The 26175-nt window shown below is 61.7% G+C and carries 27 protein-coding genes; 11 read left to right on the forward strand and 16 right to left on the reverse strand.

Annotated features, from left to right (window positions below):
• Nucleotides 1–107: 107 nt before the first annotated feature.
• The 4 genes from OSC50_RS18985 to cmoB are packed head-to-tail and all read left to right on the forward strand — an operon-like array spanning nt 108 to nt 2888.
• On the forward strand, nt 108–497 hold the full coding sequence (locus OSC50_RS18985; RefSeq protein ID WP_181078328.1) for a protease inhibitor I42 family protein: 390 nt from the start codon (nt 108–110) through the stop codon (nt 495–497).
• Between the two features lies 1 nt (nt 498).
• Complete coding sequence (locus OSC50_RS18990) at nt 499–1155, forward strand: lysoplasmalogenase (RefSeq protein ID WP_266248083.1); 657 nt, start codon at nt 499–501, stop codon at nt 1153–1155.
• A 36-nt stretch (nt 1156–1191) separates the two neighbouring features.
• Entirely contained in the window at nt 1192–1935 is a 744-nt protein-coding gene (gene cmoA / locus OSC50_RS18995) for a carboxy-S-adenosyl-L-methionine synthase CmoA (protein WP_266248082.1), read from the forward strand.
• Complete coding sequence (gene cmoB / locus OSC50_RS19000) at nt 1932–2888, forward strand: tRNA 5-methoxyuridine(34)/uridine 5-oxyacetic acid(34) synthase CmoB (protein ID WP_266248080.1); 957 nt, start codon at nt 1932–1934, stop codon at nt 2886–2888. The genes cmoA and cmoB overlap by 4 nt, the downstream gene beginning before the upstream one ends.
• 140 nt (nt 2889–3028) lie before the next feature.
• Here cmoB and tadA read toward each other — a convergent pair whose 3' ends face one another.
• The 10 genes from tadA to lptF all read right to left on the reverse strand — a co-directional run bounded on the left by tadA (nt 3029) and on the right by lptF (nt 13394).
• Nucleotides 3029–3526: a tRNA adenosine(34) deaminase TadA gene (tadA, locus tag OSC50_RS19005; protein WP_181078336.1), complete on the reverse strand. Its 498-nt coding sequence runs from the start codon at nt 3524–3526 to the stop codon at nt 3029–3031.
• Nucleotides 3526–4908 carry a multicopper oxidase family protein gene (locus OSC50_RS19010; protein WP_181078338.1) on the reverse strand — a complete coding sequence of 461 codons (1383 nt, stop codon included), beginning with the start codon at nt 4906–4908 and terminating at the stop codon, nt 3526–3528. Before OSC50_RS19010 ends, tadA begins: the two co-directional genes overlap by 1 nt.
• Nucleotides 4909–5035: 127 nt before the next feature.
• Nucleotides 5036–5779, reverse strand: a complete 744-nt coding sequence (gene pdxJ / locus OSC50_RS19015; protein ID WP_034096056.1) for a pyridoxine 5'-phosphate synthase — start codon at nt 5777–5779, stop codon at nt 5036–5038.
• A gap of 52 nt (nt 5780–5831) precedes the next feature.
• Nucleotides 5832–6521 carry a DNA repair protein RecO gene (gene recO, locus OSC50_RS19020; protein ID WP_266248078.1) on the reverse strand — a complete coding sequence of 230 codons (690 nt, stop codon included), beginning with the start codon at nt 6519–6521 and terminating at the stop codon, nt 5832–5834.
• Nucleotides 6522–6661: 140 nt separating this feature from the next.
• Entirely contained in the window at nt 6662–7564 is a 903-nt protein-coding gene (gene era, locus OSC50_RS19025; protein WP_016978271.1) for a GTPase Era, read from the reverse strand.
• Entirely contained in the window at nt 7557–8246 is a 690-nt protein-coding gene (rnc, locus tag OSC50_RS19030) for a ribonuclease III (protein ID WP_033902449.1), read from the reverse strand. Before rnc ends, era begins: the two co-directional genes overlap by 8 nt.
• A gap of 146 nt (nt 8247–8392) precedes the next feature.
• Nucleotides 8393–9247 carry a signal peptidase I gene (gene lepB, locus OSC50_RS19035; RefSeq protein WP_181078343.1) on the reverse strand — a complete coding sequence of 285 codons (855 nt, stop codon included), beginning with the start codon at nt 9245–9247 and terminating at the stop codon, nt 8393–8395.
• A gap of 5 nt (nt 9248–9252) precedes the next feature.
• Nucleotides 9253–11052 carry a translation elongation factor 4 gene (gene lepA, locus OSC50_RS19040; protein WP_181078344.1) on the reverse strand — a complete coding sequence of 600 codons (1800 nt, stop codon included), beginning with the start codon at nt 11050–11052 and terminating at the stop codon, nt 9253–9255.
• A 151-nt stretch (nt 11053–11203) separates the two neighbouring features.
• Nucleotides 11204–12283: an LPS export ABC transporter permease LptG gene (gene lptG, locus OSC50_RS19045; RefSeq protein ID WP_253510644.1), complete on the reverse strand. Its 1080-nt coding sequence runs from the start codon at nt 12281–12283 to the stop codon at nt 11204–11206.
• Entirely contained in the window at nt 12276–13394 is a 1119-nt protein-coding gene (gene lptF / locus OSC50_RS19050) for an LPS export ABC transporter permease LptF (RefSeq protein ID WP_253510642.1), read from the reverse strand. Before lptF ends, lptG begins: the two co-directional genes overlap by 8 nt.
• Before the next feature lie 285 nt (nt 13395–13679).
• Between lptF and OSC50_RS19055 the strand changes: the two genes are divergently transcribed.
• The 5 genes from OSC50_RS19055 (at nt 13680) to rlmF (ending at nt 20213) form a co-directional block, all read left to right on the forward strand.
• Nucleotides 13680–15170 (forward strand): leucyl aminopeptidase, encoded by a 1491-nt coding sequence (locus OSC50_RS19055; RefSeq protein ID WP_181078350.1) that lies wholly within the window; start codon nt 13680–13682, stop codon nt 15168–15170.
• A 60-nt stretch (nt 15171–15230) separates the two neighbouring features.
• Entirely contained in the window at nt 15231–15659 is a 429-nt protein-coding gene (locus OSC50_RS19060; protein ID WP_253510640.1) for a DNA polymerase III subunit chi, read from the forward strand.
• Between the two features lie 7 nt (nt 15660–15666).
• Nucleotides 15667–16056, forward strand: coding sequence for a DNA polymerase III subunit chi (locus tag OSC50_RS19065; RefSeq protein ID WP_181078354.1), 390 nt, complete (start codon nt 15667–15669; stop codon nt 16054–16056).
• A 123-nt stretch (nt 16057–16179) separates the two neighbouring features.
• The gene (locus OSC50_RS19070; RefSeq protein ID WP_266248075.1) at nt 16180–19026 is read left to right on the forward strand and encodes a valine--tRNA ligase; all 2847 of its coding nucleotides are present in this window, start codon (nt 16180–16182) and stop codon (nt 19024–19026) included.
• Between the two features lie 170 nt (nt 19027–19196).
• Nucleotides 19197–20213 carry a 23S rRNA (adenine(1618)-N(6))-methyltransferase RlmF gene (gene rlmF / locus OSC50_RS19075; protein ID WP_181078358.1) on the forward strand — a complete coding sequence of 339 codons (1017 nt, stop codon included), beginning with the start codon at nt 19197–19199 and terminating at the stop codon, nt 20211–20213.
• 68 nt (nt 20214–20281) lie between these two features.
• Here the strand turns inward: rlmF and OSC50_RS19080 are convergent, their stop codons facing one another.
• The gene (locus tag OSC50_RS19080; RefSeq protein WP_003188840.1) at nt 20282–20563 is read right to left on the reverse strand and encodes an HU family DNA-binding protein; all 282 of its coding nucleotides are present in this window, start codon (nt 20561–20563) and stop codon (nt 20282–20284) included.
• Between the two features lie 396 nt (nt 20564–20959).
• On the opposite strand from OSC50_RS19080, the gene yejK reads away from it, so the two are divergent.
• Complete coding sequence (gene yejK / locus OSC50_RS19085; protein WP_123480628.1) at nt 20960–21964, forward strand: nucleoid-associated protein YejK; 1005 nt, start codon at nt 20960–20962, stop codon at nt 21962–21964.
• On the forward strand, nt 21964–22314 hold the full coding sequence (locus OSC50_RS19090; RefSeq protein WP_181078360.1) for a glutaredoxin family protein: 351 nt from the start codon (nt 21964–21966) through the stop codon (nt 22312–22314). The genes yejK and OSC50_RS19090 overlap by 1 nt, the downstream gene beginning before the upstream one ends.
• On the opposite strand, the gene OSC50_RS19095 is transcribed toward OSC50_RS19090, so the two are convergent.
• From OSC50_RS19095 to OSC50_RS19115, 5 genes are read right to left on the reverse strand one after another with little or no spacing between them, the layout of a single operon-like run.
• Nucleotides 22315–23292 carry a FecR family protein gene (locus tag OSC50_RS19095; protein WP_253510633.1) on the reverse strand — a complete coding sequence of 326 codons (978 nt, stop codon included), beginning with the start codon at nt 23290–23292 and terminating at the stop codon, nt 22315–22317.
• Nucleotides 23289–23864 carry an RNA polymerase sigma factor gene (locus OSC50_RS19100; protein WP_286670994.1) on the reverse strand — a complete coding sequence of 192 codons (576 nt, stop codon included), beginning with the start codon at nt 23862–23864 and terminating at the stop codon, nt 23289–23291. The genes OSC50_RS19095 and OSC50_RS19100 overlap by 4 nt, the downstream gene beginning before the upstream one ends.
• A gap of 13 nt (nt 23865–23877) precedes the next feature.
• Nucleotides 23878–24204 carry a DUF3325 domain-containing protein gene (locus tag OSC50_RS19105; RefSeq protein ID WP_266248064.1) on the reverse strand — a complete coding sequence of 109 codons (327 nt, stop codon included), beginning with the start codon at nt 24202–24204 and terminating at the stop codon, nt 23878–23880.
• Nucleotides 24205–25779 (reverse strand): PepSY-associated TM helix domain-containing protein, encoded by a 1575-nt coding sequence (locus OSC50_RS19110; RefSeq protein ID WP_266248062.1) that lies wholly within the window; start codon nt 25777–25779, stop codon nt 24205–24207.
• The gene (locus OSC50_RS19115) at nt 25776–26078 is read right to left on the reverse strand and encodes a DUF3649 domain-containing protein (protein WP_266248060.1); all 303 of its coding nucleotides are present in this window, start codon (nt 26076–26078) and stop codon (nt 25776–25778) included. Before OSC50_RS19115 ends, OSC50_RS19110 begins: the two co-directional genes overlap by 4 nt.
• Nucleotides 26079–26175 lie beyond the last annotated feature (97 nt).

Below are 26175 nucleotides of genomic sequence, written 5' to 3' on the forward strand. Positions count from 1 at the left end.
GGGGCTTGCCCCCGATGGCGTAAGTGGCCGCAACCTGTATCCAGCGTGTAACACCCGGTCTTATCTTCGGTTATGCTCGGTCTTCGTCGCCAAACAACGGAGCCCTCATGACCGCTGCCCGCCTGCTTCTCCCCTTGAGCCTTGCCCTGCTGACCGCGTGTGCCAGCGCGCCGAAGCAAAACGTCAGCGTGGACAATCAGAGCGCCTGCCCGCTTCAGCTGAAAAGCGGACAAAACCTGATCCTCACCCTGCCCAGCAACCCCACCACCGGTTACCGCTGGGCCATCCAGGATTCAGCCGGCGGGGTGTTGCGCGCGCTGAGCCCCGAGGTCTATAGCAGCAGCGAATCCGGGGTGATCGGCGGGGGCGGCCAATCGACGTGGCGCTTCCAGGCCTTCGCACCGGGCCAGGGCCGTTTGCGCCTGACTTCCCAGCAACCCTGGGAGCCCGAAGCCGAGCCCGTCGAGAGCTTCGACTGCGCCATTACGGTCAACTGACATGCCTTGGCTGATTCTCGCGCTGATGGGCGCCGGCACCTTTATCTACGGCCTGACAACTCACGCCACACTGTTGTGTCTGCTGGTCAAGCCGTTGCCGGTGCTGGCGCTGTTGGGCTGGCTGCATGATGCGCCACCCACCGACTATCGACGCTGGATCAGCCTGGGACTGATTTTTTCGCTGCTGGGCGATGTACTGCTGGCCTGGCCGGGGGACCTGTTTATCTTTGGCCTGGGCGCGTTTTTGCTGGCGCATCTGGCGTACCTCAAGGCTTATTTCAGCGATTGCCGGCGTCTGGCGCTGCTGCCGTTGATCCTCGCGCTGGGCGTGGGCGCCGTGTTGCTGAGCATCCTGATTGGCCACGGCCTGGGCGACCTGCTGGTGCCGGTGGTGGTCTACGCCCTGGTGATCAGCGCCATGCTCTGGCGCGCGCTGGCCCGCTTGGGCAGCGATGTGCCCAAGCGTTCGGCGCTGCTCGCCGCGGCGGGGGCAGCATCCTTTGTGTTTTCCGACACGCTGATCGGCATCAATCGTTTCGTGGTGGCGTTTGAGGCAGCTCCCTATTTGTTGATCGCAACCTATTGGCTGGGCCAGTGGGGCATCACGGCCTCGGCTTTCCATCAGACAACCCGCGCATCCGCTGACCAACTTGGCTAAAATGCCGGCCTTTCCCCCACCGTCGCCGGAACAACCGTGAGCCAAGAACCCGATCGCCTATTCGCCCAGCCCCTTCCCCAGGTGCCGGACTTCGCCTTTAACGAGGACGTGGTGCGGGTGTTCCCCGACATGATCAAGCGTTCGGTGCCCGGTTACCCGACCATCGTCGAAAACCTCGGCGTGCTGGCCGCGCAGTTCGCCCAGCCCCACAGTGTGCTCTACGACCTCGGTTCGTCCCTTGGCGCAGTGACCCAGGCGTTGCGGCGCCATGTACGCACTGAGGGTTGCACGGTGATCGCGGTGGATAACTCGGCGGCAATGGTCGAGCGCTGCCGCCAGTACCTCAATGGCCAGGACTCGATGTTTCAGGAGTTGCTGCCGGTGGAGGTGGTCGAGGGCGATATTCTCGCGCTGCAATTCCAGCCGGCCTCGGTGGTGGCGCTGAACTTCACCTTGCAGTTCATCGCGCCCGAGGAGCGCCTGGCATTGCTCGGGCGTATCCGTCTGGCGCTGCTGCCCGGCGGAGCGCTGATCCTCTCGGAAAAACTGCGCTTCAATGACCTTGAAGAACACGCGCTGCTCACCGACCTGCACATCGCGTTCAAACGCGCCAACGGCTACAGCGAACTGGAAATTGCCCAGAAGCGCAGCGCCATCGAAAACGTCATGAAGCCCGACAGCCTCGAAGAACACCGCGAACGCCTGTTGGCGGCCGGATTCTCGAAAGTGGTGCCGTGGTTCCAGTGTCTTAACTTTGCCTCGTTGATTGCCTTGCCATGATTGATTTGTCCCCCCTCGCCCGCCATCTGGTCGGTACTCCCCTGGCCGTCTGGGCCCAGGGCCTGCAGGCGCAGCTCGACAGCAAGATGGAGAAGGGGCATGGCGACCTTGCGCGCTGGCAAAGTGCGTTGGATGCGCTGCCAGAGCTTCAGCCCAGCCAAGTCGACTTGCTCAATGGCCTGACCCTGGACGCCGATTGCGACGACGCCACCCGCGCACAAATGCACACCGCGCTGATGGGCCTGAGCCCGTGGCGCAAAGGCCCGTTCCATTTGTTCGGCGTGCATGTGGACACCGAATGGCGCTCGGACTGGAAGTGGTCGCGCGTGGCCCCGCACCTGGACCTCAAGGGCAAACGCATCCTCGATGTCGGTTGCGGCAACGGTTACTACATGTGGCGCATGCTCGGTGCCGGCGCCGACAGCGTGATCGGCGTGGACCCCAACTGGCTGTTCTTCTGCCAGTTCCAGGCTGTGCAGCGCTATCTGTCCGAGCCCAGGGCCTGGCACCTGCCGTTCCCCTTCGAAGACCTGCCGGCGAACCTGGAAGGCTTCGACACGGTGTTTTCCATGGGCGTGTTCTACCACCGTCGCTCACCCATCGAGCATTTGCTGGCGCTGAAGGACACCCTGGTCAAGGGCGGCGAGCTGGTGCTCGAAACATTGGTGGTGGAAGGCGATCAGCAGCAAGTTCTGGTGCCGGAAGACCGTTATGCGCAGATGCGTAACGTGTGGTTCCTGCCGTCGGTACCGGCATTGATGCTGTGGCTGCGGCGTGCGGGGTTCAGTGAGGTGCGTTGTGTGGATGTGAGCGTGACCACGGTGCAAGAACAGCGCGGCACGGAGTGGATGAAGTATCAGTCGCTGAGTGACTTCCTGGATCCGGATGATCACAGCAAGACCATTGAAGGGCTGCCGGCGCCTATGCGGGCCGTCATCATCGCCAAAAAGTAAGCCCCCGTCCCGCTGGAAAAATGAAGCTCAAAATATGGGTGGAGGCTTGCCCCCGATTTCAGAGTGTCGGTCAGCATAGCCTTAGCTGACCCGCCGTCATCGGGGGCAAGCCCCCTCCCACATTTGATCTGCTGTGTTCTTTAGAGGGCGGGTTTGGCCCGGCGGGCTTTGAAGAATTCGCTCAGCACCGTGCCGCACTCCTCGGCCAGCACACCGCCTTCAAACAACACCCGATGATTCAAAAAACCCTGGGTAAAAAACTGCCCCTGGCTTTGCACAATCCCGGCCTTGGGCTCCAACGCGCCATACACCACCCGCGCGATGCGTGAATGCACGATCAGCCCGGCGCACATGCTGCACGGTTCCAGGGTCACGTACAGCGTACTGCCCGGCAGGCGGTAGTTGCTGACAGCTTGCGCGGCGGCGCGGATGGCGACCATCTCGGCATGCGCGCTGGGGTCGTGGGTGCTGATAGGGCAGTTGAAACCACGCCCGATGATTTCGCCGTCCTGCACCAGCACCGCGCCGACCGGCACTTCACCCAGCGCCGCGCCTTGGGCGGCGAGGGCCAGGGCTTGGCGCATGAAGTCCTGGTCACGGCTGCGGTCGATGATTGCGATGGGGCGAAACTGGCGCATCACGCCACCTCGATGGCGGCCATCAGGCCGGTTTCCATATGGTCGATCACGTGGCAGTGGAACATCCACACCCCTGGGTTATCCGCCACCAGCGCTACGCGCGCGCGTTCGTTTTTGCCCAGCAGGTAGGTGTCGGTAAAGTACGGGATCACCTTGTGGCGGTTCGAGGCGATCACCTTGAAGCTCATGCCGTGCAGGTGGATGGGGTGCTGGTACTGGGTCATGTTCTTCAATTCGAAAATGTAGCTCTTGCCCTTTTCCAGCCTCGCGATCGGGCGGTCGGCGCAGGTCTTGTCGGTGATGTCCCAGGCCTGCCCGTTGATCTGCCACAGGCTCGGCGGCTTGCCGTTGTCGACATTGACCGAGACAGAACCGACCCACTCGAAATTGAAGTTGAGCTTCTCGGCATTGGCCAGGTCCGGCTCGCTGATCGGGTTGGCGGGCAACGCCGCGGGCCACTCGGCGGGCGCGTCGGAGCCAGGCACCGAACGAAAGGTGCCCAGGCGCACCGGGCCGTTGCGGATCGACAGTTCTTCACCCGCCGGCGGCGCCTTGATTGCCAGGCAGATGCGCATGCCCGGGCCCAACCAGTATTCCTTGCCCAGCGGGCGCGGTTCGACGGGGTTGCCGTCCAGCGCGTAGATCCGTGCTTCGACGTCGGGAATATTGATGCGATAGGTCAGGGTGTTATCGAGGTTGAGCAGGCGCACGCGGGTAATCTGCCCGGCCGGCAGATCGATCACCGCCTGGGACACGCCATTGATCGTCGACAAGCGCCCGGCCGTACCGCCACGCGCGGCCTCACGGGGAATGCTGAAAGCGACGAAGGCGCCCTCGTCATCCACGTGCCAGCTTTTCAGGCTCAGGGTGCGTTCGTGCTTGAAACCGGTGGGTTCGCGTTCTTCGATGATCAACGGCCCGACCAGGCCCCGGCCAAGTTCTTCGCTGCTGTTGACGTGGGGGTGGTACCAGTAGCTGCCAGCGTCGGGCACGCGGAATATGTAGTCGAAATATTCGCCGGGCAGCACCGGCAACTGCGAGACGTAGGGTACCCCGTCCATTTCCAGCGGCAGGCGGATACCGTGCCAGTGGATGGTGGTGGCGACCGGCAGATGGTTGATAAAGCGCACCCGCAACCACTCACCCTGGCGCACACGCAACTCGGTGCCCGGCGCCGATGGGCCGAACGCCCAGGCTTGAGTCTTGTGTCCCGGCACCAGCTCAACATCCAACGGTGCCGCGATCAGTTCGTAATCGTGCCCCGCTTCGGCCTCGGCGACTTTCCCCAGCCAGTAGCGGTAGGCGCCACCGGCACCGACGCCCACTACGGCCAGGCCTGCCAGGCCACCCAGGATTTGTCGACGGGAAAAGGATCGGGACACAACAACCTCACGTATCGGCCGCAGGCGCGTGGCCTGCAAAGGGCAGATACGATACACCTGCGCGGGCTAAACAGTAAGGGTTCTCATGTGGGAGGTGACGCCCTCCCACATTGCAGCTTGGCTGTTTTTAGTGCTTGGCGGCGGCCAGGATCAGGGCCTTCATTTCGGCAACCGCGCCTTTGAAGCCGACGAACAGCGCGTGGGCCACCAGGGCATGGCCGATGTTCAGTTCGTTGATGCCCTTGATCGCGGCGACGGCCTCGACGTTGTGGTAGTGCAAGCCGTGACCGGCATTGACGATCAAGCCTTCATTGAGACCGCAGTTCACGCCTTCGATAATGCGTTGCAGCTCGTCTGCGACCTCTGTCGGCGTGGTGGCATCGGCGTAGCGGCCAGTATGCAGTTCGATGGCGGGCGCGCCGACGCGGCGCGAGGCCTCGATCTGGCGCGGGTCGGCGTCGATAAACAACGACACTTCGCTGCCGATCTTCGACAAACGCTGCACCGCCGCCTTGATCCGCGCTTCCTGGCCCGCCACATCCAGGCCGCCCTCGGTGGTCAGTTCCTGTCGGGTTTCCGGCACCAGGCAGATATGCGCCGGACGAATGCGCTCGGCGAAGGCCATCATTTCTTCGGTAACGCCCATCTCGAAGTTCATACGGGTTTGCAGCACATCCTTGAGCAGCAGCACATCGCGCTCCTGAATGTGGCGGCGGTCTTCGCGCAGGTGCACGGTGATGCCGTCGGCGCCCGCTTCTTCGGCGTCCAGCGCGGCCTTGACCGGATCCGGGTAGCGCGTGCCCCGGGCCTGGCGCAGGGTAGCGACGTGGTCGATGTTGACGCCAAGAAGAATGCGATTGCTGGTGGTCACGGAAGCGCTCCTGAAAAGGGGAAAGAAACGCTGCACAGCATACACGGGGAGGTCAGGGCTTTCGAAACAACTCGCGACTGACCAGCGGCCGCCCGCCCAGGTGCACGGCCAGGGCCTGGCGCATCAGGCGCTTGGCGGCGGACAAGGCCCCGGGCGCGCTCCAGTCGGCTTCGCTCATGGCCAGCAGCTCGGTGCCCTGGAACAGCCCCGGTTGCAGCAGGTACACACGCTCCAGGCCCGCATCCACCTGCAGACGGTACATGCCATCGGCGGCGATGGGGTCGCCGTGCAGGTCGTTGTGCAGTTCGAAGCCGTAGCCCAGGTCGTCGAGCAGGCGCCATTCGAAGGCGCGCAGCAGCGGCTCCAACGCGCGTCCTTCGGCCAGGGCCAGCAAGGTGGCGGCGTAGTGATCGAAGACCGCCGGGTGCGGGTCTTCGGCGGGCAGCAGGCGAATCAGCAGCTCATTGAGGTAGAGACCACTGAACAAGGCATCGCCATTGAGCCAGGCCGATGTGCCGACACTTTCCAGGCGGCCGACGTTCTTCAGCTCGCCCTTGCCGCGAAACTCCACGTCCAACGCCACAAAGGGCCGCGCCAATGTCCCGGCCTTGCCCCGCGCGCTACGCAACACCGCGCGCAGGCGGCCTTGGGGCGTGAGGAAATCCACCAGCGCGCTGGTCTCGCGGTAGGCACGGCTGTGCAGGACATAGGCGAGTTGGCTGGGGGGTTGGGATTGGGACATGGGTTCTCTATCGTGAAAACAACACAAACCTAATGTGGAAGGGGCTTGCCCCCGATGGCGGTGGCTCAGTCACGTATTTATTAACTGATCCACCGCTATCGGAGGCAAGCCCCTCCCACATTTTTGGCCCTGCGGCGTCCTTACAGGTCGCCGTAGCCAAGGGAACGCAACGCGCGCTCGTCATCCGACCAGCCGCCTTTCACCTTCACCCATAGGTTGAGCATGATTTTGGAGTCGAACAGCAATTCCATGTCCTTGCGCGCTTCGGTGCCGATGCGCTTGATGCGCTCACCCTTGTCGCCAATGATGATCTTCTTCTGGCCATCGCGCTCCACGAGGATCAGCGCATGGATATGCAGGGTCTTGCCCTGCTGCTTGAACTCTTCAATTTCGACGGTGATCTGGTAAGGCAGCTCGGCGCCCATCTGGCGCATGATTTTCTCACGCACCAGTTCGGCGGCGAGGAAACGGCTGCTGCGGTCGGTGATCTGGTCTTCCGGGAAGAAGTGCTCGTTCTCCGGCAGGTGCTCGGCGATTACGCGCTCCAGAGCATCGAGGTTGTGGCCGTGCTGGGCGGAGATCGGGATGATCTGCGCGTTCGGCAGTTGTTCCTGCAGCCAGCTCAGGTGCGGCATCAGCTCGGCTTTGTCTTCGATGCGGTCGGTCTTGTTCAGCGCGACGATCAACGGGCCGGTGACGTATTGCACACGCTCTAGAACCATTTGGTCTTCGTCGGTCCACTTGGTGCGGTCGACCACGAAGATCACCACGTCGACGTCTTTCAACGCCGCCGAAGCGGTCTTGTTCATATAGCGGTTGAGGGCTTTCTCGCCACCTTTATGCATGCCCGGCGTGTCGACGTAGACCGCTTGCACGTTGCCTTCGGTCTTGATGCCCAGCATGTTGTGGCGGGTGGTCTGTGGCTTGCGCGAGGTGATCGCGAGTTTCTGCCCGAGGATGTGGTTGAGCAGCGTGGACTTGCCCACGTTGGGGCGGCCGACGATGGCAACATAGCCACAGCGTGTTGCGGTTGAATCAGTCATGGCCATTCTCCACGCCCAGGGCAATCAGTGCTGCGGCGGCCGCTACCTGTTCGGCAATACGACGGCTCACACCCTGACCTCGGCTTTTTTCGTTCAATAAGGTGATTTCACATTCCACGAAGAACACGCGGCAATGGGGCTCGCCCTGGATATCCACCACTTCGTAGCGTGGCAGTTCGCACCCGCGCGATTGCAGGAATTCCTGCAGACGGGTCTTGGGGTCTTTGTTGGTGTCGACCAGGGTAAGGCTTTCGATTTCCGACGTCAGCCACGCGGTAACCCGCTCCTTGGCCGCTTCCATGCCTGCATCCAGGTAGATCGCACCGATCAGCGCCTCGAGGGCATCGGCCAGGATCGATTCACGACGAAACCCGCCGCTTTTCAATTCGCCGGAACCCAGGCGCAGATATTCGCCCAAGCCAAAGCCACGAGCCAGTACGGCCAGGGTCTCGCCTTTCACCAGGCGTGCGCGCAAACGCGACAGCTGGCCTTCACGGGCTTGAGGGAAACGCTCAAACAGCGCTTCACCGGCAACGAAATTGAGAATGGCATCACCGAGGAATTCCAGGCGCTCGTTATTGCGCCCGGCGAAACTGCGGTGTGTGAGGGCAAGGACCATCAGTTCCTGGTCCTTGAAGGTGTAACCGAGCTGGCGCTCGAGACGACTGAGAGAAACGGTCACGGTTTATCCATATTGAGTTGGTGGCACCGGCGGCCATCGACGATTGACGCAGTGTTCAAATTCAAATCCTGGTGGGTGCTGCCTGAGGTCGGAATTGTCCACGCCCCAGAAAAGCATTCGGCGCTGTGTTCACAGCGCCGTCTGTATTACTTGATCAACCCGACCCGCGAGAAATTCGGCAGGTGGCTGAGCTTGGGTTCCGGCCAGCTCATCCAGACGGCGAAAGCCTTGCCGACGATATTCTCGTCGGGGACCATGCCCTGGAGCTCCTTGGGAATCGTTGCATCATCCCAGTAGCGGCTGTCATTGGAGTTGTCGCGGTTATCGCCCATCATGAAGTAATGGCCGGCCGGTACTTTCCACTGACCTCCCTGCATGGTGCGGCTCATGGCCTTGTGCACCAAGTGCTCGGAGTCTGCGCCCAGTTGTTCCTTGTACACGGCGACATCACCCAGTTGCGGGTCGTACGTGGTGCCGATCATCTGATCGGTGATCAATTGATCGTTCACGTACAGATGCTTGTCGTGCGTATAGCGAACGGTATCGCCGGGCAAGCCGATCACGCGCTTGATGTAGTTGACGCTAGGGTCCGCGGGGTAGCGGAACACCATCACATCGCCGCGTTGCGGGTCGCCGACTTCAATGACTTTCTTGTCGATCACCGGCAGGCGAATCCCGTAGGAAAACTTGTTCACCAGAATGAAGTCGCCCACGTCCAGGGTAGGTTTCATGGACCCCGAAGGGATCTGAAACGGCTCCACCAGGAACGAACGCAGCACCAGCACGATGAACAAAACCGGGAAGAACGACTTGCCATATTCAACCAGCAGGGGCTCTTTGTTCAGCTTCTCGATCACCACGCCATCGGGCTGGCTGACGCTGCCCTGATAGGACGCGATAGCCGCCCGACGACGCGGGGCGAAGAACACCAGATCGAGCAACGCCAGGAGGCCGCACACGGCAACGGCGATGACCAGCAACAGCGGGAAATTTAGCGACATAGGACCTAACTATCCAACCTGAGCACCGCAAGGAAGGCTTCTTGTGGAACTTCCACGTTGCCCACTTGCTTCATGCGTTTTTTACCGGCCTTTTGCTTCTCAAGCAGCTTGCGCTTACGGCTTACGTCACCGCCGTAGCATTTGGCCAGTACGTTCTTTCTGAGTGCCTTGACGGAAGTTCGCGCGATGATCTGCCCGCCGATGGCGGCCTGGATCGCAACGTCGAACATCTGGCGCGGAATCAGTTCTTTCATTTTCTCGGTCAACTGGCGACCTTTGTAGTGCGCGTTGTCCTTGTGCACGATCAGTGCCAGGGCATCAACCTTATCGCCGTTGATCAACACATCCAGTTTCACCAGATTAGCCGATTGGTAACGGTCGAAATGGTAATCCAGCGAAGCATAGCCGCGACTGGTGGACTTGAGACGGTCGAAGAAGTCCAGGACCACTTCGTTCATCGGCATGTCGTAGGTCACTTGGACCTGGGTACCGAGGAACAGCATATCGCGCTGCACGCCGCGCTTTTCGATACACAGGGTAATGACGTTGCCCAAGTGTTCCTGCGGAACCAGGATATTGGCCCGCACGATAGGCTCGCGCATGTCTTCGATCGCCGACAGATCCGGAAGCTTGGAGGGGTTGTCGACGTAAATCGTTTCACCGGTTTTGAGCAACAGCTCGAAAATAACGGTGGGAGCGGTGGTGATCAGGTCCAGGTCGTATTCGCGCTCGAGGCGCTCCTGGATGATTTCCATGTGCAGCATGCCCAGGAACCCGCAGCGGAAGCCGAAGCCCAGGGCGTCGGAGCTTTCCGGGGTGTACTGCAACGACGAGTCGTTGAGGGTCAGCTTTTGCAGGGCTTCGCGGAAATCTTCGAAATCGTCGGAGCTGACCGGAAACAGGCCTGCATATACCTGCGGCTGAATGCGCTTGAAGCCCGGCAGCACGTCGACGTCCGGCGTGGAGCTGAGCGTCAGGGTGTCACCCACCGGCGCGCCGTGGATGTCCTTGATGCCGGCGATGATGAAGCCTACTTCACCGGCTTTCAGATCAACGGTCGCGGTGTGCTTGGGGTTGAACACCCCGACGCTGTCCACCAGGTGGATCTTGCCGGTGGATTTGACCAGGATCTTGTCGCCCTTCCTCACGCGGCCGTGACGCACGCGCACCAGGGAGACGACGCCCAGGTAGTTGTCGAACCAGGAGTCGATGATCAACGCTTGCAGCGGATCTTCGATATTGCCGGTGGGGGCCGGAATGGTGTGGACCAGGCGCTCGAGCACTTCGTCGACGCCCAGGCCGGTCTTGGCGCTGCAGGTGACGGCGTCGGTGGCGTCAATGCCGATGATCTTCTCGATCTCTTCCTTGACGCGCTCGGGCTCGGCCTGCGGCAGGTCGATCTTGTTCAGCACGGGCATGACTTCCAGGCCCTGCTCGATCGCGGTGTAGCAGTTGGCAACCGACTGGGCTTCAACGCCCTGGCCGGCGTCGACCACCAGCAGGGCACCTTCACAGGCCGCCAGGGACCGGCTGACTTCGTAGGTGAAGTCAACGTGGCCCGGGGTATCAATGAAGTTCAGCTGGTAGGTGATGCCGTCTTTGGCCTTGTAGTACAGCGTGACGCTGTGGGCCTTGATGGTGATCCCGCGCTCGCGTTCGAGGTCCATGGAGTCCAGGACCTGGGCTTCCATTTCACGCTCGGCAAGGCCGCCGCACATCTGGATGAATCGATCGGCCAGCGTCGACTTGCCATGGTCAATGTGGGCGATGATGGAGAAATTGCGGATATGACTCAAATCACTCACGGATCAACACTCAAAAAGGCTGCAGGCAGATTGCCCGCTGAAAAATAGCCGGGAATTGTACCTGATGGTCAGGCCAGGCGTCATCTTTGCTGACCAGAACAAAAATGCCCCGATCTTCCAACCGGGGCATTTTTTATTCATAAGCGCGCTATCAACCGGCTCGACGCAGCAGCCAGAACCCGGCCAGGGCGCAGATGGCGGTGGGCACCAGCACTGCGAACAGTGGCGAGAAGCCAAACACCAGGCTCGAGGGACCGAGCAGGTCCTGGGCAATCCGGAAGGTAAAGCCCACCAGCACGCCGGTGAACACCCGCTGGCCAAGGGTCACGGAACGCAGCGGCCCGAAGATGAACGAGATCGCCATCAGCACCAACGCGGCGGTCACCACCGGCTGCAATACCTTGACCCAGAAAGCCAGCCAGTAACGACCGTTATTCAAGCCTTGATCCTTGAGGTAGTGGATGTAGCTCCACAGGCCGGAGATCGGCAGGCTTTCCGGGATCATCACCACCGTATTGAGCAGTTCCGGCTTGAGGGCGATGTCCCAGGCCTCGGTCGGCACGTTGATCACTTCGGTGCTGGCCTTGGTGCCTTGGCCGGCGTTGCGGAAATAAGTGGTGGTGACATCGCTCAGTTGCCATTTTTCCGCGTCGTACTGCGCACGTTTGGCGAAACTGGACGACAACATGTGGCGTTCTTTGTCGAAGGTATAGCGCGTCACACCGATCAACAAACCGCCAGGTTGCACGGCGTTGATGTGGATGAATTCTTCACCCTGACGATGCCAAAGGCCGTGCTTGGCGCTTTGCGCGTCGCCCGAACCCTGGGCCAGGGCGCGGTTGGCCTGGGCCGTGGACTCGGCTGGCGGCGCCACGTATTCACCGATCAGCACGCTGCACAGCATCAACAGCAGCATGGGTTTCATCACCGCCCACACGATACGACCGATGGACACACCGGCGGCACGCATGATGGTCAGTTCGCTGTTGCTGGCCAGGCTGCCGAGGCCGATCAGGCAACCGATCAGCGCGGCCATCGGCATCATGTCGTACAGGCGACGCGGCGCGGTGAGCGCTACGTAGCTGAGCACGTCGGTGACCGTATAGGTATCGCTGACGTTACCCACTTCATCGATGAAAGCGAACAACGAGGCCAGGCCCAGGATGATGCCCAGTACCGCCAGGATGGCGATGAGCACACTGCTACCGATGTAGCGATCAAGCTTAGCCACGGGCCAACTCCTTCTGGCCACGACGGCTCTTCATCTTCAAACGAACAGGTTCCCAATAAAGCAGCCCCAGGCCGATCACCAGGAAGATTGCGTGCACCCCCCACAGGCCTACGACCGGCGAAAGCTTGCCTTTCTCCAGGGAACCACGAGCGGAAATCAGCAGGGTGAGGTAAGCCATATACAGCAGAATTGCCGGCAACAGCTTGAGGAATCGGCCCTGGCGTGGGTTGACGCGCGACAGCGGCACGGCCATCAAGGTCACGATAAACACCAGCAGCGGCAGGGAAAGACGCCATTGCAGCTCGGCGATGGAGCGCAGCTCCGGGTTGCCGAACAGCTGCGCCGTAGGAATTGCGTCGCGGTCGGTGACTTCGTTGCTGACGTCCGGACGAGCCAGCATCACACCGTACGTGTCATACTTGATCGCGCGGTAATCGGCCTGGCCCGGGCTGCCGTCATAGCGGTAGCCGTTTTCCAGGATCAGGTAGCGGCTGCCGTCGGGACGCACTTCCTGGCGGCCCGAGTCGGCCACCAGCACGGAAATGCCACGGTCCTTCTTATCCTGGCCCAGGCGTTTTTCGGAGATGAATACCCCGCCCAGGTTGGCGCGGTCTTCGGTCATGGTTTCGGTGTAGGTCACCCGAGTGCCATCGCTGAGCGCCTGGAAACGGCCCGGCTCAAGGGTGTCGAACTCGGTCATCGCATCCTGTTTGTTCAGCACCAGCTGGAACTGCATGGCGCCTTGGGGGGCCAGGCTCAGGCTCAGCCAGGCTACGATCAGAGCAATGCCGGCTGCCGGGATCATGGTCATGGCCAGCAGGCGCTGCTGGCTCATGCCGGTGGCCGAGAGCACGGTCATTTCGCTTTCGAGGTAGAGGCGACCGTACGCGAGCAGGATCCCGAGGAACAGGCCCAGCGGCAGGATCAGTTGCAGGAACCCCGGCAGGCGAAAGCCCATGATCAGGAACAGTGAACCTGGGTCCAGGGCGCCGGAAGCCGCCTGGGCGAGGTATTTGACGAAACGACCACTCATGATGATGACCAGCAGCACCGCACTCACGGCACTCAGGGTCAACAGGACTTCGCGGGACAGATAACGGAAGACGATCAAACCAGACACTCCAGGGTTGTCAGGCTAAGGCGGCCAAACAAGCAAGCATACCGAGTCAGCCCCCTTTACGAGGGGCCGGCTAAAAAGATGGCGCATTATCCTGTGATTGACCGCGCCTGTCACTGCGCAACCTCACGTGCATGCACAAAGGCTGCGCCAAGGGTTGTCAGGCTCCGCCGGCGAGGTTCAAACTGCGGCCTTTGTCGCTGGCGGTTTACACGACTGCCAAGCTTTAAAGCCTGGGTACAGACGCCAGGCTCACAGACCTTTATAAGGGACCCGAACATGGAATTGGTTGTAAAAAGCGTTAGCCCCGAAACGTTGAAGACCGCCACCCTCGTGGTCGCCATCGGCGAAGACCGCAAGCTCGGTGTCGCCGCCAAGCAACTGGATGAGCTCAGCGGCGGCGCGATCAGCGCGGTGCTCAAGCGCGGTGACCTGGCCGGCAAAGTGGGCCAGAGCCTGCTGCTGCAAAGCCTGCCCAACCTCAAGGCCGACCGCGTGTTGCTGGTGGGCGTGGGCAAGGACGCCGAACTGGGCGACCGCCCGTTCCGCAAGATCATCAGCGGTGTGCTCGGCACCCTCAAGGGCCTGGGCGGCGCCGATGCGACGCTGGCACTGGATGAAATCGTGGTCAAAGGCCGCGACAGCTACGGCAAGACCCGCCTGCTGGCCGAAACCCTGGTGGACGGCGGCTACGTATTCGACCAGTTCAAGAGCCAGAAAGCCGAACCCCGTGCCCTGAAGAAAATCACCCTGCTGACCATCAAGGCCGCCCAGGCTGAAGTGACCCGCGCCGTGACCCATGCACAGGCCATCGCCAACGGTATGTCGTTCACCCGCGACCTGGGCAACCTGCCGCCGAACATCTGCCACCCGACGTTCCTGGGCGAGCAGGCCAAGGCGCTGGGCAAGGAATTCAAGGGTCTCAAGGTTGAAGTGCTGGACGAGAAGAAGATCAAGGACCTGGGCATGGGCTCGTTCTATGCCGTGGGCCAGGGCAGCGACCAGCCGCCACGCCTGATCGTGATGCAATACAACGGCGCCAAGAAATCCGAGAAGCCATACGCCCTGGTAGGTAAAGGCATCACGTTCGACACCGGCGGTATCAGCCTCAAGCCTGGCGCCGGCATGGATGAGATGAAGTACGACATGGGCGGCGCCGCCAGCGTGTTCGGCACCCTGCGCGCCGTACTGGAGCTCAAGCTGCCGATCAATCTGGTGTGCATCCTGGCGTGTGCCGAGAACATGCCGAGCGGCGGTGCTTCGCGACCAGGCGATATCGTGACCACCATGAGCGGCCAGACCGTGGAAATCCTCAACACCGACGCCGAAGGCCGCCTGGTGCTGTGCGATGCCCTGACCTACGCCGAGCGTTTCAAGCCGCAGGCCGTGATCGACATCGCCACCCTGACCGGTGCCTGCGTGGTCGCTTTGGGCGCTCACACCTCCGGCCTGTTGGGTAATAACGACGAACTGATCGAGCAACTGCTCAGCGCCGGCAAGGCCGCCGACGACCGCGCCTGGCAACTGCCGCTGTTCGATGAATACCAGGAACAGCTGGACAGCCCGTTCGCCGACATCGCCAACATCGGTGGGCCGAAGGCCGGCACCATCACCGCAGCGTGCTTCCTGTCGCGCTTTGCCAAAAACTTCAACTGGGCTCACCTGGATATCGCCGGTACCGCCTGGACCAGCGGCGGCAAAGACAAGGGCGCCACCGGCCGTCCAGTGCCGTTGCTGACTCAGTACCTGCTCGATCGCGCCAAAGCTTAACCAACGCCCCCTCCCCCCTTTGCCTCTATAAAAGGGGGGCGGGCCGTTGCAGGAACCCACATGCCCCAAGTCGACTTCTACATATTGCCCAGCGCCGATCCCTCCGCGCGCCTGGACTTTGCCTGCAAACTCACGGAAAAAGCCTGGCGCATGGGCCATCGCATCTACCTGCATTGCAGCGATGACGCCCAACGCGAGGAACTCGATGCCCGCCTGTGGCGCTTCAAAGGTGAGAGCTTCGTGCCCCACGGCCCTGCGGAAGCCGAACCCGAAGGCCGGGTGGTGCTGGGGCTGGGCGATAACTGCGGCGACCACCAGGACCTGCTGGTCAATCTGGACTTGAAAGTCCCGCCCTTTGCCGGAGCATTCGCCCGCGTAGCGGAGGTGGTGGTGGAAGATCCGGCTATTCGTCAGGCTGCGCGGGAGAGTTTCCGTTTCTACCGCGAACAGGGCTATCCTTTGCAAGATCACCGGTTACAACGACTTTGAGCACACGATGGACACTTCCAACCCGTTAAAAAAAGATGACCACCTGCTGGACGACCTGGAGTCGATCCGTCAGTTGCTGGGTGATGAGGGTTTGCAACCGCCACTGCTGACCGAAGCGGTCAACGGTGAGGTACAGATCCCGCTGTTGTTCGACATGGTCGGCGGCAAGCCGGTTGCGCCGCAGCCGAGTGTCGAAGCCCCAGCCGTCGTGGAAGCCGCGCCTGCCGAAAAGGCACCCGACGCCTTGCTGCTGCACCTGGACAACGAACTGCGCGCCGCCGCACAACTGATCATGCAAGACGTGATCGACGACTTTGCCCCGCATATCGAAACCGAGATCAAACGCCGGATGGATGCGCGGATGGAGCGGCTGATCGCCGCTGCTACAAACAACTAGCCACAAGCCGCAAGTTAAAGCACTGCACGCCACTTGCAGCTTGTGGCTTATAGCTTGCAACTGCTTCACACCGCTATACTTGCCGGCTTTCCTGAATAAATGCCAACTAGGGTCCCGCCGCGCATGGATAAGACCTACCAGCCCCACGCAATTGAAACTTCCTGGTACCAGACCTGGGAGTCCGAGAACTATTTCGCCCCACAAGGTGCGGGCGAGTCCTACACCATCATGATTCCGCCACCGAACGTCACTGGCAGCCTGCACATGGGCCATGGCTTCAACAATGCGATCATGGATGCACTGATCCGTTTCCGCCGCATGCAGGGCCGTAACACCCTGTGGCAACCGGGCACCGACCACGCCGGTATCGCCACGCAGATGCTGGTGGAGCGTCAACTCGAAGCCACTGGCCAGAACCGCCATGACCTGGGCCGCGAGAAATTCCTGGAAAAGATCTGGGAATGGAAGGATCAGTCCGGCGGCAATATCAGCCGTCAGATCCGTCGCCTGGGTTCGTCCGTCGATTGGAGCCGCGAGCGCTTCACCATGGACGACGGCCTGTCCGAGGCCGTAAAAGAAGCCTTTGTGCGCCTGCACGAAGACGGCCTGATCTACCGCGGCAAGCGTCTGGTCAACTGGGACACCAAACTGCACACGGCGATTTCCGATCTCGAAGTGGAAAACCACGACGAGAAAGGCTTCCTGTGGAACCTCAAGTACCCGCTGGCAGACGGCGCCAGAACCGCCGAAGGCAATGACTACCTGATCGTGGCCACCACCCGTCCGGAAACCATGCTCGGCGACGCCGCCGTCGCGGTTAACCCGAACGACGCGCGCTACCAGGCGCTGATCGGCAAGTTCGTCGAGCTGCCATTGGTCGGCCGCCGCATCCCGATCATCGCGGACGACTACTGCGACCCTGAATTCGGCACCGGCTGCGTGAAAATCACCCCGGCCCACGACTTCAACGACTATGAAGTCGGCAAGCGCCACAACCTGCCGCTGCTGAACATCTTCGACAAGAACGCCACTGTGTTGCCGGCCTGCCAGGTCTTCAACCTGGACGGCAGCCTCAACGACAGTGTCGACGGCAAGATCCCGGGTGAATTCGCCGGTCTCGACCGCTTCGAAGCACGCAAGCAGATCGTTGCCGCCTTCGACGCCGCCGGCCTGCTGGTCAGCGTTGACGACCATGGCCTTAAGGTGCCGAAAGGCGACCGTTCCGGCACCGTGATCGAGCCGTGGCTGACCGACCAGTGGTACGTCTCCACCAAGCCGCTGGCCGAGCCTGCGATTGCTGCCGTGGAAGATGGCCGCATCCAGTTCGTGCCTAAACAGTACGAGAACATGTATTTCTCGTGGATGCGCGACATCCAGGATTGGTGCATCAGCCGTCAGCTGTGGTGGGGCCACCGTATTCCGGCCTGGTACGACGAGTCGGGCAAGGTCTACGTAGGCCGCGACGAAGCCGAAGTGCGCGCCAAGCACAACCTCGGTGCCGACGTTGCGCTGCAACAGGACAACGACGTACTGGACACCTGGTTCAGCTCGGGCCTGTGGACCTTCTCCACCCTGGGCTGGCCGCAGCAGACCGAATTCCTGAAGAAATTCCACTCCACCGACGTGCTGGTCACCGGCTTCGACATCATTTTCTTCTGGGTTGCCCGGATGATCATGCTGACCATGCACCTGGTGAAGAACGAGGACGGCACCCCGCAGGTACCGTTCAAGACCGTGTACGTGCACGGCCTGGTCCGCGACGGCCAGGGCCAGAAGATGTCCAAGTCCAAGGGCAACGTGCTGGATCCGCTGGACATCATCGACGGCATCGACCTGGAAACCCTGGTGCAGAAACGCACCTCGGGCCTGATGCAGCCGAAACTGGCGAAGAAGATCGAGAAACAGACCCGCGACGAATTCGCCGACGGCATCGCCAGCTACGGCACCGACGCCCTGCGCTTCACGTTCTGCTCGCTGGCGTCTACCGGCCGCGACATCAAGTTCGACATGGGCCGCGTCGAAGGCTATCGCAACTTCTGCAACAAGATCTGGAACGCCGCACGCTACGTGCTGGACAAGGGCGAAGACTGCGGCCAGAACGGCGAAGCCTACGAGCTGAGCCTGGCCGACCGCTGGATCATCTCGCAGTTGCAGCGCACCGAAGCCGAAGTGACTCGCCAGCTCGATCAGTTCCGTTTCGACCTGGCGGCCCAGGCGTTGTACGAGTTCATCTGGAACCAGTATTGCGACTGGTACCTGGAACTGTCCAAGCCGGTGCTGTGGGACGAAAACGCGCCGGTGGAACGCCAGCGCGGCACCCGCCGTACCCTGGTGCGCGTGCTGGAAGTGGCGCTGCGCCTGGCGCACCCGTTCATGCCGTTCATCACCGAAGAAATCTGGCAGCGCCTGGCGCCGCTGGCCGGTATCGAAGGCAAAACCATCATGCTGCAACCTTGGCCGGTGGCCAATGAAGCCCGCATCGACGAGGCGGCAGAGAGCGATATCGAATGGCTCAAGACCCTCATGCTCGGCACGCGCAACATCCGCGCCGAGATGAACATAGGTCCAGGCAAGCCACTGGCCGTGTTCGTCAAGAACGCCAGCGCTGAGGACCAGCGTCGCCTCAGTGAGAACGATGCGCTGCTCAAGAAGCTGGCCAAGCTGGAGTCGATCACCGTATTGGCTGCCGATGCCGAAGCACCGCTGTCCGCCACCGCACTGGTCGGCGACATGGAAGTGCTGGTGCCGATGGCCGGGTTGATCGACAAGGGCGCGGAACTGGCCCGTCTCGACAAGGAAATCGCGCGCCTGCAAGGCGAAGTGCAGCGGGTGGGCGGCAAACTGTCCAACGCGGCGTTCGTCGACAAAGCGCCGGCCGAGGTGATCGAGAAAGAACGCGCCAAGCTGGCTGAAGCTGAACAGGCTTTGGGCAAACTGGCCGAGCAGCATGCGCGGATTTCCAGCCTCTAAGGCTTGATTCGCGTGAAGAAAGAGACCTTCGGGTCTCTTTTTTTTGCCTGCATTTTCCCAAGCCCTTGCCTGCAACACTGCCATAGGGGCAAGCCCTCCCCCACATTTGCCCGAGTTGAGCTCAGGATGTGTGACAATGGCCGCCACATTGAGCCAAACCCAGAATCAACATGACCGCCCCCAGCACACCGAAACCTCCGCGCAAGAAGCCTAAATCCGCCGCCGCAGCCAAGCCTGTGGTGCCGCGCAAAGAGGCAACCCTGCACCCGCGCAACCGCCACACGGGCCGTTACGACTTCCCGGCCCTGATCAAGACCACGCCGGAACTGGCGCAATTCGTGATCATCAACCCCTACGGCAAAGAGAGCATCGACTTTGCCAGCCCGGATGCGGTGCGGGTGTTCAATCGCGCGTTGCTCAAGGCGTTCTATGGTGTCCAGCACTGGGACATTCCCGCCGATTACCTCTGCCCGCCGGTGCCGGGGCGTGCCGATTATGTGCACTTCCTCGCCGACCTGCTGGCCAGCGTCAACGACGGCAAGATCCCGCGCGGCTCGATCGTCAAGGTGCTGGACATCGGCATGGGCGCCAACTGCGTCTACCCGCTGATTGGCTACATGGAGTACCGCTGGAACTTCCTCGGTTCGGAGGTCGACCCTATCGCCGTGGCGGCGGCCAAGGCCATCGTGCAGTCCAACGACCTGAGCAAGGTCATCCAATTGCGCCAGCAGACCAACCCCAAGCAGATCCTGCTGGGCCTGCTCGAACCGGGCGAACGCTTTGACCTGACCATGTGCAACCCACCGTTCCACGCGTCCATGGAAGAAGCCACCAAGGGCAGCGAGCGTAAGTGGCGCGCCCTGGGCAAGGCCGACCCCAAGCGTAAGTTGCCGGTATTGAACTTCGGTGGCCAGTCGGCCGAGCTGTGGTGCGAAGGCGGCGAAGCGCGGTTCGTAACGCAGCTGATCGCCGAAAGCGCGCATTTTGCTCACAAGGTGTTGTGGTTCAGCACCCTGGTGTCGAAAGCGTCGAACCTGCCAGCCATCGAAACCGCACTGAAAAAGGCCGGGGTGCTGGAAAGCCAAGTGGTGGAAATGTCCCAGGGGCAGAAGCAGAGCCGCTTCGTGGCCTGGACCTTCCAGACCAAGAACGAGCAGCAGATCTGGCGCCAGCGCTGGGTGCGCTAGCGCCCGAATCGCAGGCAACAAAAAACCGTGCCCGGATCGCTCCGAAGCACGGTTTTTTTTGCTGCGTCTTACTTGTTAACAGCGTCGGTCAGGCCTTTGGCCACAACCAGCTTGATAACTTTCTTGGCAGCGATTTCGATGGCAGCGCCAGTCGAAGGGTTACGGCCAGTACGGGCAGGACGCTCGGTCACTTTCAGTTTGCCAACGCCTGGCAGAGTGATTTCGCCGCCGTTTTCCAGCTGATCGGCAACAACCTGGCTCAGTTGGTCCAGCAGAGCGCGCACGGTGGTTTTCGGTGCGTCTACTGCTTCAGCCAGATCAGCGATCAGTTGGTCTTTAGTAATAGCCATTGTGGTGTTCCTTCCCTATCAAATTCATATGGATTGCAGAGTGCAGTGTCAGCCGTCGAGCCCGACCGTCTAGGCCTGGCACCCCTGGCTATAACCGCGGAGATCGGGGTTATAGATGCTTGAAACGGGGATTGGTTCGACCTGACAAATGCTGAATGCACGCTTATCGCCGAGACTTGGCGTAAGACGAGGCAAAACTAGCACAGAGACGGGGAAATATCCGCTTCTACCTACCCATTTGGTCAGCTTTATCGCTCTAAACCGTGAAAAAAAGGCATATGCCCCGTCGGACGGCATGCAAAACCCCCTTCCGGGCGCGTCTTGACCAATGGGTGCGGTACACTGGGCAACTTTTCGGGGAGGCCGACCGCTCCCCTTCAACCAGCCGAGAAGCCTATGCCGATCCGTCATTGCATCGTCCACCTGATCGACAAAAAACCCGACGGCACACCTGCGGTTCTCCATGCCCGCGACTCCGAGCTTGCCGAGTCCGCCGCCATCGAGAACATGCTCGCCGACCTCAACGAGAGCTATAACGCCAAACAAGGCAAGGCCTGGGGTTTCTTCCATGCCGAGTCCGGCGCGCACCCGTTCAGCGGCTGGTTGAAAGAGTATTTCGACGGCGGCCAGGATTTCACCGCGTTCAGCCGCACCGCGGTCGAGCACCTGCAAAAGCTGATGGAAGAGTCCAACCTCTCCACCGGCGGCCATGTGCTGTTTGCCCACTACCAGCAAGGCATGACCGACTACCTGGCCATCGCCCTGCTGCACCACAGCGAAGGCGTGGCGGTGACCGACGAGCTGGACGTGACGCCCTCGCGTCACCTGGACCTGGGCCAGCTGCACCTGGCGGCGCGTATCAATGTCTCCGAGTGGCAGAACAACAAACAGTCCAAGCAGTACATTTCGTTTATCAAAGGCAAGAACGGCAAGAAGGTCTCGGAGTACTTCCGCGACTTTATCGGTTGCCAGGAAGGCGTCGACGGCCCGGGCGAAACCCGCACCCTGCTCAAGGCCTTCAGCGACTTCGTCGAAAGCGAAGACCTGCCGGACGAGTCCGCCCGCGAGAAAACCAAGACCCTGGTGGATTACGCCAGCAGCCAGGCCAAGCTCGGCGAGCCCATGGGCCTGGAAGAATTGTCCGGGCTGATCGATGAGGACCGGCCCAAGGCGTTCTACGACCATATCCGCAACAAAGACTACGGCCTGTCGCCGGAAATCCCCGCCGATAAGCGCACCCTCAACCAGTTCCGCCGCTTCACCGGGCGCGCCGAGGGCCTGTCGATCAGCTTTGAAGCGCACCTGCTGGGCGACAAGATCGAGTACGACGAGGCCGCCGGCACCTTGATCATCAAGGGCTTGCCGACCCAACTGACCGACCAGCTCAAGCGCCGCAACTGATGCTTGGCGGGGTTTTCAAGAAAGTCCTGCTGGTGTTGCTGGTGGTAGTGGTCATTCAGAACTGGGGCAAGATCGAGCGGGTGTTCAACCCATCCCAGGCGGTGTCCGAGCAGGTACGCGCCCAGGCGCGCGTGGTGCTCTACACCACCGAGTGGTGTGGCTACTGCAAGCAGATCCGCCGCTTCCTGGACCAGAAAGGCATTCCCTACCAGCAATTCGATATCGAAAAAGACGCTCAGGCGCGCAAGGCGTACGAGGCGCTGGGCGGTGGCGGGATTCCGTTTGTGGACGTCAATGGCACGCTGATTCGCGACTACCAGCCTGAACAGATCATGGCGGCGCTGAAATAGTCAGCGCACCACGATCACCCGGTCCAATAAGCTGTGCTGTTCGAACCCCAGCACCGCCTGCAGCGCATTCAGCACTGCTTGCGGGTCCTTGCTCGGGAAACTGCCGCTGACGCGCTTGGCGCCCATCTCCTTATTAAGCAACAGGATGCGGCCCGGGTAATAACGTCCAAGATCCTCGACCACATCGGCCAACGCAGCCTTGTAGTAATTGAGCCAACCGTCGCGCCAGGCCAGGCGCGATTCGCTGTCGACCGCTTGCAAGGGTTCGGCGATGCCATCGGCATAAGCTACCTGCTGGCCGGCGATCAGCACCTGCTGCTGGCCGTTTTTAGAGGGTGTGACCCCGACACGCCCGGTCAACACCGTCACCTGCGCGCCCGCCGGTTGCAGGCGCACTTCGAATTGCGTCCCCAGCACACGCGCTTCACCACTGCCGGCCTCCACCACAAATGGCTCACCGGTGTGGGTCACGCTGAAAAAGCCGGCGCCGCGACGCAACTGGATATGCCGCTCGCCGTGGCTGTAATCCACCGCGATGGCACTGTCGGCATCCAGGGTCACTTGAGTGTTATCCGCCAGGGTCACGGTCTTCACCTCCCCCGGCGCGCTCACATAATCGGCACCGAAGTCATCGATCCAGCGCGACGGCTGCCACCCGGCGCCCATCGAAATCATCAGCAGCAGGCACGCGGCCATGGCCAGTGCGCCGGACCAACGCAGCGCCCGCGAGCGCTTCGCGCGGTTCATGGCGTCGAGGTAGCCCTGCAGCGCCTGGGCATCTTCATGCACGAGCTGGCGCGCGGGCACTTCGCTCAACTCCCACAGCACCTGAGCCTGGGCGTAGGCTTCGACGTGGGCCGGGTCGGCGCGCAACCAGCGGCTGAACGTGGCCTGATCGCCACTGCTGGGCTGGTCGTGCAGCAGACTCAGCCAGGCCAGGGCGGCTTTTTCCTGCTCGGGCGTGGGGGTGAGGTTCACAGTGCTTTCCCTGGCGTGCGTGGGGTCGATGGCTCGCGAAGGCTGGCCTTGCAGGCTTCGAGGGCACGCATCATATGTTTTTCCACGGCGCTTTGGGACAGGCCCATGGCCTTGGCGATGTCGGCGTATTTACGCCCATGGATGCGGTTGAGCAGGAATATGTGCCGGGTGCGCTCCGGCAGGCTGCGCAGGGCGGCTTCGACATGCCGCAGATCATTGCCTGCCTCCAACGCGGCCTGGGGTTCGCAGCCATGATTGTCGCGCTGCTCCGGCAACCAGCCTTCGTTGCTGCGCACCCGCGCGCCTTCGCTGCGCAGGTGGTCGATGGCGATATTACCTGCGCAACGCAACAGGTAGGTGCTGAGCTCTTCGACCTGCACCAGGGGCCGGCGCCAGAAGCGCAGGAACAAATCCTGCACCAGGTCGGCCGCCGTGGCGCGACAGCCGACGCGGCGATTCACCAGAGCTTCCATCTGCGCACGCTGGGACAGGAACACCTGCAGAAAATGCGCGCGCCCACCCGGCGTGTCGGGCTGGGGCGAGTCCTGGGAATCGGGTGGGTTGCCGATCATGATGCAAACACACTCAGAGGATGGCGAAGGCCGCAACGGGACTGGCCAGCAGGCCGACGCCCGCCAGAATCAAGGCCAGCCTTGGCCGATACGGCAACAACAGCACCAATAGCAAAGCGCTGAGCATTAACACCGCGCACCACTCCACCAGGCCCTGGGCCCAACCGGACAGCCAGACCGCCGGCCCTATGGCCAGCGTCAGCAACAGCCCGCCCGCCACACGCAAGCCCAGGCGCCGAGCCGGCGACGGTTTGCTGCGCAGCAGTTCGCCATGATGACGGTCGGTGGCCAGGCACAATGCGGTGAAACCCGCGTAGCACATCAACATCGCGATCAGCATTCAGTGGGCCTCACGTTTGAGGGTCAACGGGCGTGCGCGCTCAGCCTTGGGCGCTGGCACGCCGCGACGCTGCATCTTGCGGGCTGCCCAGGCGAAAAATACACCGCAGGCCAGGCAGGTCAGGTCGAAACCGGCCATAGCCCAGTCGCCGCTGGCCAGTGCCACGCCCAGGTGATGGGACGTGGTCAACGCATTGATCACCGGGATCGCCATAAACAGCAGCGCGGCGACGCTCAGTTGCTCGACCCCCCCCCGGCGGCCACGGCGCACACTCGCGTGCAGCAGGCTCAAGCCCCAGGCAATGAAGAAGGTCTGAACTTCCCAGCCGGAACGTTCGGCGAAGCTCACCGGCAGCAGACGATTGGCCCAGAAGAATGCGGCGATGGCGATCAGCAGGCCGGACATGCTGGCGATGTTCAACACCTCCACCAGACGCAATTCAAACGGCATTACGTGGGCTTTGGCATGCTTGAGTTGACGCTTGCCGAGCCAGATCACCAGCCCGGTGCCGATCATCGCCGTGCCCGCCAGGCCGCAGATAAAGTACAGCCATCGCAGCACCGGCCCGGCGAAACGGCCCATGTGCAGGCCATAGAAACTGCCGCCGACCACCGCCGGCAACGACGGCTCGCCGCTGACCCGCAGCAGCTCGCCGGTGGTGCCGCTGAACGACACGGTGCTGCCAAAGTCGTGCACCACGCTGTCGGAACCGGCGCGGAACACATTGACCGACGCATTTACGTCGCTGGGGTTATTTACCGCCACCCGCTCAACATGGCCACCCGCCCATTGCGCCCGCGCCTGTTGGTACATCGATGCCAGCGGCAGCAAGCGACCGGGCTGGCCGAGCGCGGGAGCATTATCGGTGGCCGGGAATACGTCGCTGAAAAACGCCTGGGTGTCATTGCCATAGGCGGCCAGGATCGGCGCCGGCATCACCATGCTCATGAAAATCACCAGGCTGCTGTAGGTAATCATCAAGTGGAACGGCAGCACCAGCACTCCCACGGCATTGTGTCCATCGAGCCAGGAACGCTGGCCTTTGCGCGGGCGGAAGGTGAAGAAGTCCTTGAAGATTTTCTTGTGGGTGATGATGCCGGTGATCAGCGCGACGAACATCACCATCGCGGCCAGGGTGGAGAGCCAACGCCCCCACGGATAGGGCATTTGCAACTGGAAGTGGAAGCGATAGAAGAACTCGCCGCCCATGCTTTCGCGCGCCTGCACGGCAAGGCCGCTGACCGGGTCGAGGGTTTTGCGCATGAAATTGCCGCGCTGGCCGGGGTCGACCTTGTCCTGCCACATCACCGACAGGCCGGGCTCGCGGGCGTCCGGCAGGTTGATAAACCAGCGCGCGGCGGTCGGGGCGTTTGCCTGCAGGTACTGCTGCGCCACAGTCAGGCTGCGCACGTCATCGACCGGGTGGGTCTGTACTTCGGGTTGCATCCAGTGGCTGATTTCTTCCTTGAAATAGGCCAGGGTGCCCGTCAGGAAAATCGCGAACAGCAGCCAGCCGAAGATCAATCCGGCCCAGGTGTGCAACCAGGCCATCGCCTGGCGAAAGCCCTCTCTCATGTGCGCGTCATCCAAAAACCAACGCCCGCCAGGGTCGCAAACAGGGCACTGGGCAGCATCACGCCAAGCCATGCACGCGCGGCGCTGCGGCAGGCGAAGCACCAGAGCACCGCCAGCAGATAGAACACAAACGAGCTCATCATCCCGGTGATCACCGCGTCGGCACGCGCGGTGGGCAACCACAGTGCCAGGCAGATACTGGCCAGGGAGGCCATAAGGTAACCGCCAATCACCGCCGCCAACAAGCGCGAGGTGACAGCAAAGCGGTAAGCCAGGGGCAATGAGGTTTTGCTTTTCATGGGGAACGGCGCCAGGTTCGTCAGCGCGCAATATTAATGATAAATATTCTCATAAGCAAAACAGAACGGATGAATCACCTCCCCGTGCCGATTGCCG

The organism is Pseudomonas quebecensis (assembly GCF_026410085.1).
In the GTDB taxonomy this organism is placed as follows: domain Bacteria; phylum Pseudomonadota; class Gammaproteobacteria; order Pseudomonadales; family Pseudomonadaceae; genus Aquipseudomonas; species Aquipseudomonas quebecensis.